This window comes from Rhodococcus opacus B4 (genome assembly GCF_000010805.1).
Lineage (GTDB): Bacteria > Actinomycetota > Actinomycetes > Mycobacteriales > Mycobacteriaceae > Rhodococcus_F > Rhodococcus_F opacus_C.
The window spans coordinates 339,165-352,801 of record NC_012522.1; the positions used below are offsets into that span (position 1 = coordinate 339,165).

Here is a 13,637-nt window from a genome sequence, read left to right on the forward strand (position 1 = left end):
GGGCGGGTCGGGTCAGCGCACCCAGCCCGTGAATCGGTCGTTGCTGCGTGGGGCCCGCCGTTCGGAACGACCACTGCCCCCGTCGGATTCCAGCCCTGCGGCCGCGGACCGGACGAGCCAGGCGTTCACCGACAGTCCCGCCTCCCGAGCGGCCTCCTCGACGCGGTCCTTGAGGTCTTGCGAGAGACGAAGATTGATCCGGGTCATGGCGCCGTCTTCCACCTCCGGAATCCGCGGCGACGACGTGCCAGGACCGGACGCGGCCGGCTCCTCGAACGACTGCTCGACGGGCGCGGGAGTGACGACGAACGTGGGCTCACGGCCGCGGAGGCGGAGGTCCACCGAACCCGGTGCGAGGTCGCGGGTGATTTCGCCGGCGGCCGCGGACAGCGCGTCGAGTAGCGCGAGCCGGACCCCGGACTCCAGTGGCGCGGTGAGTCGCTCGGCGAGGGCGCGGGCGTCCTCTCCCCCGGCCGCGGCGGCTACGGCCAATTCGTGACGGAGGGACGCGACATAGGGTGTGAGATCCATGGTGCCATCATGGCACCATTATGGCACCACTGCAAGGGTGTTCCTGAGGTGAAGGTGCCACCGTGAACTCGCGGCGACGCAATCGGTGACCACGAGCGCAGGTCACGGCATCGATTGGGGCAGATCGAACGGCTCGAAGTGTTCCGGTCCGATGAACGAGGTCAGCTCCGCGATCTTGGTGCCGCGCAGGGTCAGCACCGTGATCGACCAGCGGAGGTGGGTTCCGGCGTCCTCGTCCCACAGATAGAAGGCCACGGCGGGCTGGCCGTTGGCACCAACCGGCAGGTGGCGCCACGAACCGCATCCCGTGAGCGGCACCCGGACCGCGAAATCGGTGACCGCGGCCAGACCGCGATACCAGTGCCCCATCGGAGGCATCGACCAGGTGACGTCCTCCGTCAGCAGAGCAACCAGAGCATCGGCGTCACCGCGTTCCAACGCGGTCGAGTACCCGGCGACCAGGGCACGCAGATGGGCGTCGTCGATCTCGCGCAGCGTTCGCGACTGGGTGACCGACGGAATCTTGTTCGCGACGATCGCCCGGGCCCGCTGCAACGCGCTGTTCACCGACGCCGTCGTCGTCTCCATGACCGCGGCGATCTCGGCGGCGGAGAACCCCAGGACCTCGAAGAGCAGCAGGGCCGCTCGCTGATTGCCCGGCAGATGTTGTAATGCCGCAACGAATGCCAGCTCGACGGCCTCGCGCTGCTCGTAGCGGGCGGCCGGCCCCGCCACACCGGCGACCAGTCCCGCATCGGCGTAGGGACCCAGCCACGCCACCTCGGTGAGCGGGACGTCGCCGACGACGGCGCGGTCACTGGACGGACCGAGGTCGACGGGCAGGGCTCGCCTCCCGCGCGATTCGACGGCGTCCAGGCACGTGCGCGTCGCAACGGTGTACAGCCAGGAGCGCAGTGTGCTGCGGCCTTCGAACTTCGCGACACCGCGCCACGCTCGCAGCAGGGCGTCCTGCAGGGCGTCGTCGGCATCGTGACTGGAGCCGAGCATGCGATAGCAGTGGGCGTGCAATTCGCGGCGCAACGGCCCGACCAGCCGAGTGAACGCGGCGTCGTCTCCGTCCCGGGCTCGGGCCAGGTCGTCGTCCTCGGCATCTGCCGACGCGTGGGGTGTTCGAACGGAGTTGTCGCTCACAACCGACGATTCTGCCCCACCGGCGGCTCGTGCACCGCGCATCACCTGGTGGGGGAAGGGGCCGGTGTGGGCGCCAGCGACATCCCGGCATAGATCTCGTCGAGAACGGTGGGCAGCAACGCGTTCGCGGTGGTCTCGCCCTCGGGCGACAGGGTCAGATTCGCCCAGATCACCAGCGTCACGTCGTTGTCCGGGTCGTACCCGATGAACGAGTTGAAGCCCGGCAGCTCACCGCCGTGGTAGTACATCGACGCGTCCGGCCCGAAACGCTGGTAGCTGATCCCGTAGCCGTACTGCTGCCCATCCGGTGCGTCCGGGTCCTCGGGTTGCAGACTGTCCCGCCATTGCTGCTGGTATTCCGGATTCAGCACCTCGCCCGAGACCAGCGCCCGGATCCACGTGGCCAGGTTGTCCGCCGTGGAGATGGCGCCCCCGGCGGCGGTGGCGTAGGACGGATTCTGGTTGGTGTAGTCGAGGGGTTGAAGTGTCCCTGCCCGCGCGGCGGCCTGCATGTCGGCGGGATACGGCTCGTCGACCAGGGCATAGGCCGATTCGCCGTACATGTAACCGTGCGAATACGGATCCGGGACGGCCGTGTCGTCGGCGGCGGGAAGCGAGGTCTGGTTCAGCCCCAGTGGCCCGAGCAACCGTTCCCGGAATTGCTCGGCCAGCGGGCGACCGCCGGCCTTCTCGGCGATCAGACCCAGCAACGCATAGTTGGTGTTGCTGTATTCGTACGACGTCCCGGGCGGGAACTCCGGCGGCCGGCTGAACGCGATGGTCAGGACCTCCTGAGGCGTCCATGCCTTCGCCGGGTCGCTGTCCAAACCCGCCGCCAACTCGGGCGCACTCGTGTAGTTGTACAGCCCGCTGCGCATCGTCAACAGCTGTGCGATGGTGATGTTCTCGCCGCCCGGCACGTCGGCGACGTAGGTGGACACCGGATCGCTGAACCGGAGCTTGCCGTCCTGTGCCAGCAGTACCGTCAGCGCCGCCGTCAAGGTTTTGGTGTTCGACGCGATCCGGAAACGGGTCTGCGCATCCGGCGGTGTGTCCGCTCCCAGTTCCGTGGTGTGCCGACCACCGCGTCGACGTTTCCCTGAGGGGTGCGGAGCTGTACCACCGCGCCGGGCATCATCAACTCCTCGGCGGCAGCATCGACCGCCGCCTGGAACGCGGCCGGATCGATGGAATTGAGCGCCGAACCCGAAGCCGCGGTCCCCGTCGCCGATGTCGCGGCGGGCAGTGAACCGTTCTCCGAGGTTGTCGGCTCGGACGTGGGTGAGCACCCCGCGATCACGAGGGCGCCGCATGCCGCGAGCACAGCAATGCGGGTGGCGCGCAGTGTGCGGAACCGATCCACTCCGGTTCTCCGGTCCCGCACGTACTCCGCCGGGGAATCCCTCATCGTCGCCATCACCGCCTCGGCGCCATGGTTCGAGCACCGCGCCGACGGGCGGCACCAGCTGGCAGACCTCTTTCGAATCCTAGCCCGGGAGCCCATCCGCTCCGTCGCGATCACCGGAACATTTCACTGCGGAAAGACATACTTCTACCTGTATGCGCGAACTGCTTCCCACCGCCGAGGCCGTCCCCAGGCAACCGTCCGACACGGAAGGCACATCCATGAGCACGCGACGCAGCATTCACAACACCTCGTTGACCGACGGCGAGATCGTCGAGCAATCCGACCTCGGCTCGATCACCCGGGTGACAGCGGACACCTTCCCGATCCTGCAGGGTCTGTCGATCAAGCGGGTGCTGATCAATCCCGGAGCGATGCGCACCCCGCACTGGCACGCCAATGCCAACGAACTCACCTACTGCCTGTCCGGAACGTCACTTGTCTCCGTGCTCGACACCGGCAGCGCGTTCTCCACCTTCACGGTCGGCGCCGGCGAGATGTTCCACATCGATTCGGGATCGCTGCACCATATCGAGAACATCGGCGACGAGGTCGCGGAATTCGTCATCGCCTTCCGGAGCGAGCGCCCCGAGGACTTCGGGCTCGGAGCGGCGTTCGGCGCGATGACCGATGCCGTCCTCGGCAACACCTACGATCTCGACGCCTCGGACTTCGCGGCTCTCCGGCGCAACACCGCCGACCGTGCCCTGGCGGCACGAATCGGCGATCCCGTGGTGCCGCCGGCGGCGAAATTCTCCGACGCTCACAAGTTCGCCGTCGAGGAGCAGAATCCGGTCCTCAGCCTCGCTGTCGGCTCCGCCCACCTCGCACGCGTCCAGTTCTGGCCCGCGTTGAAAGATCTGTCGATGTACTCTCTGCGGATCCGCGAGGACGGAATGCGGGAACCGCACTGGCATCCGATCACTGCCGAAATGGGTTACGTGCGGCGGGGATCGGCGCGGATGACGGTCATGGACCCGGACGGCACACTCGACACCTGGTATCTCGAGCAGGGAGACGTGTATTTCATTCCCCGCGCGTACCCGCATCACATCGAGGTCGTGGGCTCCGACGACATCCATTTCCTGATCTTTTTCGACCAACCGACACCCGGTGACATCGGATACCGCGCGTCGGTCAGCGCGTACTCCCGCGAAGTCCTCGCCGCGACGTTCGACACCCACATCGGCGACCTGCCGAACTTTCCGTTCACCCCCGCCGATCCGCTCATCGTCACCCGCAACAACCCGCTCGACGACCGCTGACCGTCCGCGCCCTCACTACCGCCGATCCCGCTTCGGTTTCAAGAAATTTCCCGAGGGTAATTGGGGTATATGGGCGCACCAGAGAGGACGACGACAGGGTCGACGGCGCTCGCCGACGCACCCCCGGGACGGCTGCCACGGAGGCGACCGCTCCCGCCCAGGCGGCCGGCAGCCTCGATATCGACTTCGGCCGCGACACGGCACGGCCTTCCTCGACGGACGAAGCCGACGGGGTCCCGGCCGTCGCGAACGGACGCCGGCATCGGATCCGCCACGAAGTCGACGGCCCGGAAGCGTCCCCGAGACACGGGGTCCCGAGCACCAGCCCCTTCCGGATCCTCCGGCTCCGGTCGCACGCGCCTGCCCGATCCGGTTGCTCCGGACTTCGGGGACGTCACCGAGTGGCTGAAGGACCAGGTTCGCCGCCTCGTGGACGCACTGCGGGACCGCGGCGAGATGGAGGCGCAGAATCTTCGGCAGAAATTCAAGGAATGGTTGGCTGCCCTCGTCCACGAGGTGGTACACAGCAACGCCGGGGTCGGAGCCGGACTCGAAGGCATTCGCGCCGCCCTGACGGGCAAGAATCCGGTGTGGGCCGCGATCAAGGCGCTGGTCTCCGGTTTGAGCGGCAAAGCCAAGTTCGGCCTCATCCTGCTTCTCGTCGTCGCGCTCCTGCTCGGGCCCGTATTACTCGTAATTCTTCTGCTGGTTCTTCTTGTCGCAGTGATCGTCGCAGCGGTGCGAGCCGCCACCCAGTGACATTTCCGCCGATCCCAGGAAAGGCGTTGTTGCTCAACACTTCTCGATTTACACCCGCGATGCGTCGATCTCGTCGCCGTTCGTGCGGATGCGCGGACGGCGTACCCGGCGGTGTGTGGGCCGAACCCAGTTTCCTGCCATTGGTTGAGCGTCCCGCGACTGGGGTAGTCGGGAGACGGCGACCCCTTACCGCGGACGGTATTGCGACACATTACCGAGGACGGTCCTGCGACACATTGCCGAAGTTGGCGAGAGGTGCGCCGGCGACTACTCGGTAAAGGGGTTCGACGATGAAAACCAAAGGTCAGGTGGCATTGGCCGTCGGCGCGGGGTACATGCTGGGCCGTACACACAGGATGAAAATGGCACTGATGCTCGCGGCTGCGGGTGCGACCGGACGCTTCCCCGGCGGGCCACGCGATTTACTGGAACGCGGCACGAAGGTGCTCGCGAATTCTCCCGAGTTCGCCAAGATCAGCGACTCGGTTCGGGAAGAGCTGGTCAGCGCGGCGAAGGCCGCAGCGGTCACCGCCGCAAGCCAACGCATCAACAAGCTGAACAACCGGCTTCTGTCCGGCGGAGGCGAAGCCGTCAGCGACGTCGGCGACACCGTCGACGACACTGTGGGCGGTGTCGGAAACTCGGTAGGCAAACTCAGCAGTCTCGGGAAACTCGGTCGCAAGCGACGTGGTCGGTCCAAGGACGAGGAGTACGACGAATCCGAAGTCGACGAAGAGCCGGACGAACAGTACGCCGAAGAAGACGAGGACTACGAGGAGCCGGAAGAGGAAGAACCCTCCGACGACGAGGACGAACCCCCTCGGCGCAAACGACCGGCAGCGCGTCGGCGCGCGTCCAGCAACGGCAGCTCCCGGCCGACGAGCAGGTCGCGCAGCGCGAAATCCGACGAGGACGACGAGGAAGCCCCGGCCCGCGGCCGTCGGACACGCGCCAAAGCCACGACTGATTCCGCGCCCGTCCGGCGCGGCGGACGGTGAGCACGATGACGAACGCCGCGAAGAAACTGCGAGAAGCCGCACCGGGAGACGGCAACGGATCGTCGGGCGTGCTGCAGGATGCACTGCAGAAGCTGGTCGGCACGGTGACGGAGAAAGCGCTCTCGTCGGTCACCGACAAGGTGCAGAACGCATCCGGCAGGCTCACCGACTACGCCGAGGGCGGCGGCGGAGGACTGCTCGCCGCTGTGACCGGTTCCGAGAAGCTCGCCGAGGGTGAATCACCGATCAAATCCGCGGTGAGCGGTGGCTGGGAGAGCGCCAAGCAGATGGCCAAGGACACCGCCTCCGACGTCAAGGAGGCCGTCACGGGTGGTGGTGGCAGCAAAGGCAAGAAGCTCAAGTTGACCAACATCGTCGAGACGCTCGATGTCGGAGTCCCGGTCCAGCTCGCCTACAACCAGTGGACCCAGTTCGCCGACTTCCCCTCCTTCATGAAGAAGGTCGAGCGGGTAGAGCAGGAATCGGACGAGAAGCTCGAGTGGAAGGCACAGGTGTTCTTGTCCCACCGAACCTGGGAAGCGTCGATCATCGAGCAGGTGCCCGATGAGCGGATCGTGTGGCACTCGAAGGGTGCCAAGGGTTATGTCGACGGCGCCGTGACGTTCCACGAGGTAACCCCCGATCTCACCCGCATCGTACTCATCCTCGAGTATCACCCGAAGGGTCTGTTCGAGAAGACGGGCAACATATGGCGGGCGCCGGGACGACGAGCGCGGCTCGAGTTGAAGCACTTCGGGCGCCACGTCATGACGCAGTCGGTTCTCCATCCCGACGAGGTGGTCGGCTGGCGCGGGGAGATCCGTGACGGCGAGGTTGTCGAGCCCGACGAGGACGAGACACAGCAGGACGAGGACGAGACGCAGCCGGACGAGTCCGGGGAACTCGAAGAAACCGACGACAACGAAGACGAGGAGAGCGAGGAAGAGGAAGAGGAACCCGAGCAGGAGGAATCCGAGGAGACCGACGAAGACGAGTCCGAGGACACCGACGAGGACGAGGAAACGCCCCCGCCGGCGCGCCGAGGTCGCCCACGCAAGACCGCGGCAAGTTCCGAGGAGAGAGCAGCCCCGAAGCGGCGGGGTCGCCCGCGCAAGACCGCGGCCAAGAAAGCCGCCGGCTCGCGGCAAGGAGCCCGGCAATGACGGCAATACAACCCGCGGGCGGCGGCGGTGGAGTCAGCGGCGGCCCAAGCTCCAGTAGCCTCGCCGACGTCATCGACACCATCCTCGACAAAGGCCTCGTCATCGATGCCTACGTGCGGGTGTCATTGGTCGGTATCGAACTGCTGACGATCGACGCGCGCGTCGTCGTCGCCAGTGTCGACACCTACCTGCGGTTCGCGGAGGCAGTGAACCGGCTGGAGATCGGCAGTGGGGAGCCGAAGGGCCTGACGGACCTGGTCGGATCGGTCACCGAGGGCGGTGCCAAATCGAAGACCAAGGGCGCGCTCGAGGCCGCGGGTGACAAACTCGGCGACATCCTCGGCGGCGGACAGGAAGAACCTGAGCGCGAACGGGTTTCGCGCAAGTCCAGTCGAGGGGACAAGTGATGTCTACGTCAGAAAAGTCCAACGACGCACCCGACGAGCCGCGGACCAGCGGTGTCTATGTGTACGGCATCGTGCCTGCGGACGTGGAAGCCGAAGAGGACGCGGTCGGCGTGTGTGACGGGCCGGTCGCCATCGTCACGCACGGCGACATCGCGGCACTCGTCAGCGAGATCTCGGTGGACCGGCCACTCGGAAAACCCGAGGATCTCCAGGCGCATGCGCATCTGCTGGACGGTACGTCGGGTGTGGCGCCGGTACTCCCGCTTCGTTTCGGGGCGGTCATGACCGACGAGGACGCCGTCGAGAAGGAGTTGCTCGAAGCACACGCCGACGAGTTCGCTGCCGCGTTGAAGGAACTCGAGGGCCGAGCGCAGTACGTCGTGAAGGGGCGATACGTCGAGGAGGCGATCCTCCGCGAAATCATCGAGGAGAACCAACAAGCGGGTGAACTGGTCGACGCGATCCGTGATCAGCCCGAGGAGACCACCCGCGACGCGCGGATGGCTCTGGGTGAGATCATCAGCAACGGCATCGAGGCCAAACGGGACGAAGACACGCGCACGGTCGTCGAGGCGCTCGAATCGCTGTCCGACTCGGTGAACGTCCGGGAACCGACTCATGAGGAGGAGGCCGCGCAGGTCGCCGTCCTCGTCGAGGTCGCCCGGCAGGAAGACCTCGAAAAGGCGGTGGGCGAACTGGCCGAACGGTGGGACGGCCGCGTCGAGATGCGCCTGCTCGGGCCTCTCGCCGCCTACGACTTCGTGGTGACGCAGAAGCCGGAGGGCTGACCGATGGGCCTGATGTCGTTCATCGTCACGCTGCCGCTCGCCCCCGTGCGTGGGGTGATCTCGTTGGCCGAGTTGATCCAGCGGCAGGTCGAGGAGGAACTCCATAATCCTGCAAGCGCGCGTCGCGCTCTCGAGGAGTTGGAGGACGCTCGCGCGTCGGGTGAGATCTCCGCCGAGGAGGAGGAACAGGCACAGCAGGCCATCCTCGACCGCATGACCGGAACGGCACGGCCCAACAGTCCGGAGAAGGAGTGATGGGAGATGGCAGAAGAGGAGCCACCTCCGTTGCCTGCACCGGAGATCGCCGAGATCGCGACGCGTGACGTCGCGAAGTTGACCGGCAAGAAACCCCTCGGTGCCACATCGGTCATGCCCACCGACGACGGCTGGACGGTGGAAGTGGAGGTGGTCGAGGATCGTCGGATCCCGTCGTCGACGGACATGCTCGCGTTGTACGAGGTGGTGTTGGATCTGGATGGAGAACTGTTGTCCTATCGCAGAACCCGCCGTTACATCCGCGGTGTCGGTGACAGTGGGAGTGCGCAGTCATGACCGTCGTCGGCGGCGGTGCGAGCAACCTCCCGCAGAGTTCGGGCGGCGGATTCGGCGGCGGGCACCAGTCGACGAATCTCGGCGAGATTCTCGAGCGGGTGCTCGACAAGGGTCTCGTGATCGCGGGCGACATCCAGGTCAACCTGCTCGACATCGAATTGCTGACCATCAAGGTGCGCCTGGTGATCGCGTCGCTGGAAACCGCGAAGGAAGTGGGCATCGACTGGTGGGAGCACGACCCCTGGCTGACCGGCAAGAACAGCGACGTCGAACTGGAGAATCGGAAGTTGCGGGAGCGGATCGCCGAACTCGAGTCCGACAGGTCGGTTCGCCCCGCCGTCGAGGACGCCGACACGGTCGAGGTGGAGGCGAGCCGTCAGGAGCGGGACGATGACCGCAGATGACGGGGTCTGGCTCTACAGCATCACCACCGACAGCGTCGACGACGCGCAACTCGCCGAGGTCACCGGTGTGGCGGGCGAGCCGGTGCGGGCTGTGGCGTCGGCGGGTCTCGTCGCTGTGGTGGGGACGGTGAGTCTCAGCGAATTCGGGCAGGAACCCCTGCAACGCAAACTCGAGGACCTCGACTGGCTGGCCGCAACCGCGAGAGCACACGACGCCGTGGTGGCGGCCGTAACGCGCCGTGGACCCACCGTTCCGTTGCGGTTGGCGACCCTCTACCTCGACGACGACCGCGTCCGCGTCCTCCTCACGGAACGACGGGAGGAGTTCGGTGCGACGCTGCGCCGGGTGACCGGTCGCAGCGAATGGGGCGTCAAGGGATACGGAGACGCGAAGATCCTGTCGCAGGATGTGAAGGAGGAGCCGTCCCCGACCGGTGCGGCAGGGAAGGGAACCGCGTATCTCCTGCGCCGCCGCGCGGAGTTGAGCGCGCAGCAGGACGTCGAACGCAAGGCCGCAGACCATGCGGGAGAAATTCACGCTGCGCTCCTGGAGCAGGCCGTCGACGGGTTGCGCCGGCAAGTCACCGATCCGGTGCTGACCGGCAAACGGGCGTGGATGATCTTCAACGGCACCTACCTCGTCGACAACGATCGGATCGAGGGTTTCGCTGCACTCGTCACTGCACTCGACACCGAACGTCCGGGCATCACATTGGAATTGACCGGACCGTGGCCGCCGTATTCGTTCGCCGGGATCGACGGGTGAGCCATGAGCGAGATGGTCCCCACGGAGGACACCCGCCGCATCGCGCTCGTCGATCTACTCGACCGGGTGCTGGGCGGTGGTGTCGTCATCACCGGTGAGATCACGCTGTCGCTCGCCGACGTCGACATGGTCCGCATCTCGCTGCGCACGCTCATCGCGTCGGTGAGCGCACTCGTTCCGGATCCGGCCGAGCAGGATTCCGCCGATGGCTGAGTCCGAGCCCGCCGATTCGGACGCCCCGAGCGAGATCGGCCGCCGGGTTCTTCCACAGCGGATCGACGCGGACCCCGAATCCGTCGAGAAGGGCCTGGTCACCCTCGTACTGACGATCGTCGAGCTACTGCGGCAGCTGATGGAACGGCAGGCGCTGCGCCGAGTCGAGCACGGCGACCTCACCGACGACCAGATCGAACGCATCGGCACGACGCTCATGCTGCTCGAGGAACGCATGGCAGAGTTGCGTGATCATTTCGATCTCACACCCGAGGACCTGAACATCGACCTCGGACCGCTCGGTCCGCTGCTGTCGAACGAATAGGACCGGCTGACCGAGCGCCGCCGTTATCAGTGTTTGAGGGCGTTCTTGATCTTCTTCCCCGCGTCCTTGACCTTGTCGCCCATCTGCTTGGCGTTGCCACGGGCCTGTTCTTTGCTTCCCTCTGCTTCGAGGTGGGCGTTGCCGGTGGCTCTGCCGACGGCCTTCTTGGCGGCGCCCTCGGCGGTTTCGACCCGGTGCCGGATCTTCTTTCCCATGTTCATGACGCTGTCCTGTCCTCTGCGGTCCCTCCCGATTGCCCTGCATCACCGGATTCAAATCACGCCGCGTGCGGCGTCGCATCCGGTCGTGTGGTCACCGCCGCAGCAACAGCGCGCTGTCCCCGAATTCGTGCCACAGGTATCCGCGCGCGAGCGCCTCGTCGTAGGCGCGTCGGACGGCCGCCGCTCCCACCACTGATTCGAGCAACATCAGATGGGATGCCCCGGGCGCGTGCCAACCCGTGATCAGCCCGTCCACCACCCGGGCCGGTCTCCGCGCACTCAGCACCAGGTTCGTCCAGCCCCCACCCGCCACCGCCAGCCCGTCCGGCGTTGCCCGGGTCTCGAGCGCCCTGGTCACCGTGGTGCCGACCGCGATGACGCGACCGCCCTCAGCGCGTCGATCGTTGATCAGCCGTGCCGTGTGCTCCGGCACGTCGTACCGCTCGGGGATCGGCGGCTCCCCACGCTCGGGCGAGGAGACACCGGTGTGCAACAGGATCGGCGCTGTCACCACCCCCGAGGTCGCGAGCTCGGTGACGATCGGATGCGTGAACGGCCGAGCGGCACTAGCCATCTCGGCACTCCCACCGGTGCGGCCGAAGATCGTCTGGTAGTAGCCCAGTGGCCAGCGATCGTGGATGTACGCGTACGTGATCGGACGGCCCGCGGTGGCGAGCAGTTCCGCGGCTACGTCCGCGACACCGTCGATCGAGGCCCGCCACAGCCGGGTCGAACCCCGGGGCCACGGCTCATGGAGTGTCGCGACGGCGCCGCGCGACAGCCTGATCCGCACTCCCGCCCCGACCGAGTCGAGGGCTCCCGACACCAGGCCCGGCGCTCGCACCTCGAGCGCCCATTCGCCGCCCTCGAGTTCGGTGGAGAAGTGCACGACCACCGGGCCCACCGTGTCGACGGTGCCGTCCACTGCCGCGGCCAACGTCGCCGACGCATTCACCACCACGACGTCACCCGAGCGGAGGAAGTGGGGCAGGTCGTGAAATGTGCTGTGCACCAGATTGCCCCGGTCGGACACGAGCAGCTTCACGGAGTCGCGCAGCAGGCCCCGCTCCTCCGGCGGGCCGCTGGCCTCCAATCGCTGCGGCAGGACGAACCGGAACTCGGTCACGGAGTCGCTGCCCGCCCGGGTCACGACGACACTCCGGTGTTCGCGACCGCGAAGTCGGATGCACGGTAGCGGCCGCTCGGCGGTCTTGTGTCGAGCAGTCTCAGCAGAGCCGGGACCACGGTCTCCGGCTCGGGCCGATCCGAGATGTCCTCACCGGGGAATGCCGCCTGGTGCATCGCGGTGCGCATGTCGCCGGGATCGAATGCGTAGATCGCGAGATCCGGCTCCTCGACCGCGAGCACCGCGGTCGCGTGGTCGAGCGCCGCCTTCGCCGCCCCGTAGCCGCCCCAGCCCGCGTAGGCCTCGACCGCGGCGTCCGAGGAAATGTTGATCACTGTCCCCTCCGCGGCCCGTACGGGACCGATCAGTGCGGCGATCAACGCGATCGGGGCCAGCACGTTCGTCGCGAAGACCTGGGCCAGCGCGTCCTCCGGGTACCGGGTCAGGGCGGGCATCGGGCTGGGGCCGAGAGCGCTGGCGTTGTTGAGGAGCAGGTCCAGTCGCCTCCGCTCCGCGATCGCCTCGGTGATGCGCTCGCGGTGCCACGGATCCGTCACGTCACCGAGGACGGCAGTGATGGCGCTCCCCCGTGCGGCGACCCGATCGAGCGGTTCGACCCGCCGTCCGGTGACGATCACCTCCCAGCCGCGCTCCGCGAGCGCAAGTGCGCTCGCTCGTCCCAATCCTGTCGATCCCCCAGTGATCAGCGCCGTTCTGGTGCCGTTCATCGCAGACTCCTTGCCTCCAGTGACATCTGGCACCATCCTGAAACCTGAAGTCCACTTGATGTCAAGGGGCGGTGTGCTGCCGTGCCGGTTCCTCTGGGGCGCCCGCACCGAGGGGTGGGATTCCCGGGCGGAACGGACGATAATGAATTCCTACCGTGAGACGAATGCGCCACGTGCCACGACCCGCCTGGATGCCCGCGAGCCGAATCGCGGCGCCGACCGAATCGAGAGTGACTTTGCCATGAACACAGTCGCAGTGCGCTCGGCGATCGCAGCAGCCGCTGCCCTCGCCGCCTTTTCCGCACCCGGTATCGCGGCCGCCGCACCGAACCTGCACGGGGATCCGAACACCCCCGGCACCCAGGTTCAGGTGGAGAGCGAGCCGGGCGACTCGAACAGCTACACCTGCGGGGCGGTCGGCGTCGCGGGCGCCGGAGTCGGATCGAATTCCTCCGGTGGCGCCGGTTCGGTCAACGGCGCGTATTTCGGACCCGGTCCGGTCCAGGGCGGCTGCGTGGGTAGTGACGGGTCGGTATACTTCCCGACCGGCAACGCCGAGTGACAGTGCCGATCCATCACACCGCGGCGAAGCGTGAAGCACTGCCGGACTCGCTCTCCGGCTTCGCGTGGGCGGCGGACTCTGCGCGCAGCAGCGAATATGACGTCGACGCAACTGTTTTCGAGCCGCACAGATTGGCGGCTCGCGCCGTGCCGATGCCGCACTCACCGGGGACGGTGCCCGACGACGGCGAATCTGCCGCACCCGCCTCCCTCGTCTGCGCAATAGTCGGATCCCGCTCCCCGCCTACCTGGGCCGAGCGGGCCCGACATCGT

The 13,637-nt window shown here is 66.9% G+C and carries 18 protein-coding genes and 1 pseudogene; 13 read left to right on the forward strand and 6 right to left on the reverse strand.

Annotated elements, in window-relative coordinates; genetic code table 11:
• Positions 1 to 12: 12 nt before the first annotated feature.
• The 3 genes and pseudogenes from ROP_RS01495 to ROP_RS01505 all read right to left on the reverse strand — a co-directional run bounded on the left by ROP_RS01495 (position 13) and on the right by ROP_RS01505 (position 2,929).
• On the reverse strand, positions 13 to 531 hold the full coding sequence (locus tag ROP_RS01495; protein WP_012687576.1) for a toxin-antitoxin system HicB family antitoxin: 519 nt from the start codon (positions 529 to 531) through the stop codon (positions 13 to 15).
• A gap of 102 nt (positions 532 to 633) precedes the next feature.
• Positions 634 to 1,683 carry a sigma-70 family RNA polymerase sigma factor gene (locus ROP_RS01500; protein WP_012687577.1) on the reverse strand — a complete coding sequence of 350 codons (1,050 nt, stop codon included), beginning with the start codon at positions 1,681 to 1,683 and terminating at the stop codon, positions 634 to 636.
• Between the two features lie 41 nt (positions 1,684 to 1,724).
• Positions 1,725 to 2,929, reverse strand: a pseudogene (locus ROP_RS01505) (serine hydrolase domain-containing protein).
• A 380-nt stretch (positions 2,930 to 3,309) separates the two neighbouring features.
• On the opposite strand from ROP_RS01505, the gene ROP_RS01510 reads away from it, so the two are divergent.
• The 12 genes from ROP_RS01510 to ROP_RS01565 all read left to right on the forward strand — a co-directional run bounded on the left by ROP_RS01510 (position 3,310) and on the right by ROP_RS01565 (position 10,728).
• Positions 3,310 to 4,353, forward strand: a complete 1,044-nt coding sequence (locus ROP_RS01510) for a cupin domain-containing protein (protein ID WP_043826152.1) — start codon at positions 3,310 to 3,312, stop codon at positions 4,351 to 4,353.
• 429 nt (positions 4,354 to 4,782) lie between these two features.
• A complete protein-coding gene (locus ROP_RS01515; protein WP_012687581.1) occupies positions 4,783 to 5,112 on the forward strand; it encodes a hypothetical protein in 330 nt (109 codons plus the stop codon).
• Between the two features lie 290 nt (positions 5,113 to 5,402).
• Positions 5,403 to 6,110: a hypothetical protein gene (locus ROP_RS01520; RefSeq protein WP_012687582.1), complete on the forward strand. Its 708-nt coding sequence runs from the start codon at positions 5,403 to 5,405 to the stop codon at positions 6,108 to 6,110.
• Positions 6,111 to 6,115: 5 nt separating this feature from the next.
• The gene (locus tag ROP_RS01525) at positions 6,116 to 7,273 is read left to right on the forward strand and encodes an SRPBCC family protein (RefSeq protein ID WP_043826157.1); all 1,158 of its coding nucleotides are present in this window, start codon (positions 6,116 to 6,118) and stop codon (positions 7,271 to 7,273) included.
• Positions 7,270 to 7,680: a gas vesicle protein GvpJ gene (gene gvpJ, locus ROP_RS01530; RefSeq protein WP_012687584.1), complete on the forward strand. Its 411-nt coding sequence runs from the start codon at positions 7,270 to 7,272 to the stop codon at positions 7,678 to 7,680. The genes ROP_RS01525 and gvpJ overlap by 4 nt, the downstream gene beginning before the upstream one ends.
• Positions 7,680 to 8,468 carry a GvpL/GvpF family gas vesicle protein gene (locus tag ROP_RS01535; RefSeq protein WP_043824031.1) on the forward strand — a complete coding sequence of 263 codons (789 nt, stop codon included), beginning with the start codon at positions 7,680 to 7,682 and terminating at the stop codon, positions 8,466 to 8,468. Before gvpJ ends, ROP_RS01535 begins: the two co-directional genes overlap by 1 nt.
• 3 nt (positions 8,469 to 8,471) lie before the next feature.
• Positions 8,472 to 8,723: a gas vesicle protein GvpG gene (locus tag ROP_RS01540; RefSeq protein ID WP_012687586.1), complete on the forward strand. Its 252-nt coding sequence runs from the start codon at positions 8,472 to 8,474 to the stop codon at positions 8,721 to 8,723.
• Between the two features lie 6 nt (positions 8,724 to 8,729).
• Complete coding sequence (locus tag ROP_RS01545) at positions 8,730 to 9,020, forward strand: gas vesicle protein (protein WP_012687587.1); 291 nt, start codon at positions 8,730 to 8,732, stop codon at positions 9,018 to 9,020.
• Entirely contained in the window at positions 9,017 to 9,424 is a 408-nt protein-coding gene (locus ROP_RS01550) for a gas vesicle protein (protein WP_012687588.1), read from the forward strand. The genes ROP_RS01545 and ROP_RS01550 overlap by 4 nt, the downstream gene beginning before the upstream one ends.
• A complete protein-coding gene (locus tag ROP_RS01555) occupies positions 9,411 to 10,190 on the forward strand; it encodes a GvpL/GvpF family gas vesicle protein (RefSeq protein WP_012687589.1) in 780 nt (259 codons plus the stop codon). The genes ROP_RS01550 and ROP_RS01555 overlap by 14 nt, the downstream gene beginning before the upstream one ends.
• Before the next feature lie 3 nt (positions 10,191 to 10,193).
• Positions 10,194 to 10,403: a gas vesicle protein gene (locus ROP_RS01560; protein ID WP_012687590.1), complete on the forward strand. Its 210-nt coding sequence runs from the start codon at positions 10,194 to 10,196 to the stop codon at positions 10,401 to 10,403.
• Positions 10,396 to 10,728 carry a gas vesicle protein K gene (locus ROP_RS01565; protein ID WP_012687591.1) on the forward strand — a complete coding sequence of 111 codons (333 nt, stop codon included), beginning with the start codon at positions 10,396 to 10,398 and terminating at the stop codon, positions 10,726 to 10,728. The genes ROP_RS01560 and ROP_RS01565 overlap by 8 nt, the downstream gene beginning before the upstream one ends.
• A 26-nt stretch (positions 10,729 to 10,754) precedes the next feature.
• Here the strand turns inward: ROP_RS01565 and ROP_RS01570 are convergent, their stop codons facing one another.
• From ROP_RS01570 to ROP_RS01580, 3 genes are all read right to left on the reverse strand, one after another.
• Positions 10,755 to 10,949 (reverse strand): CsbD family protein, encoded by a 195-nt coding sequence (locus tag ROP_RS01570; RefSeq protein WP_012687592.1) that lies wholly within the window; start codon positions 10,947 to 10,949, stop codon positions 10,755 to 10,757.
• A 91-nt stretch (positions 10,950 to 11,040) separates the two neighbouring features.
• Positions 11,041 to 12,099, reverse strand: a complete 1,059-nt coding sequence (locus tag ROP_RS01575; RefSeq protein WP_012687593.1) for an S-adenosylmethionine:tRNA ribosyltransferase-isomerase — start codon at positions 12,097 to 12,099, stop codon at positions 11,041 to 11,043.
• Positions 12,096 to 12,803 (reverse strand): SDR family NAD(P)-dependent oxidoreductase, encoded by a 708-nt coding sequence (locus ROP_RS01580; protein WP_012687594.1) that lies wholly within the window; start codon positions 12,801 to 12,803, stop codon positions 12,096 to 12,098. Before ROP_RS01580 ends, ROP_RS01575 begins: the two co-directional genes overlap by 4 nt.
• 241 nt (positions 12,804 to 13,044) lie before the next feature.
• Between ROP_RS01580 and ROP_RS01585 the strand changes: the two genes are divergently transcribed.
• Entirely contained in the window at positions 13,045 to 13,365 is a 321-nt protein-coding gene (locus ROP_RS01585; protein ID WP_043826159.1) for a hypothetical protein, read from the forward strand.
• The last annotated feature ends 272 nt before the right edge of the window (positions 13,366 to 13,637 follow it).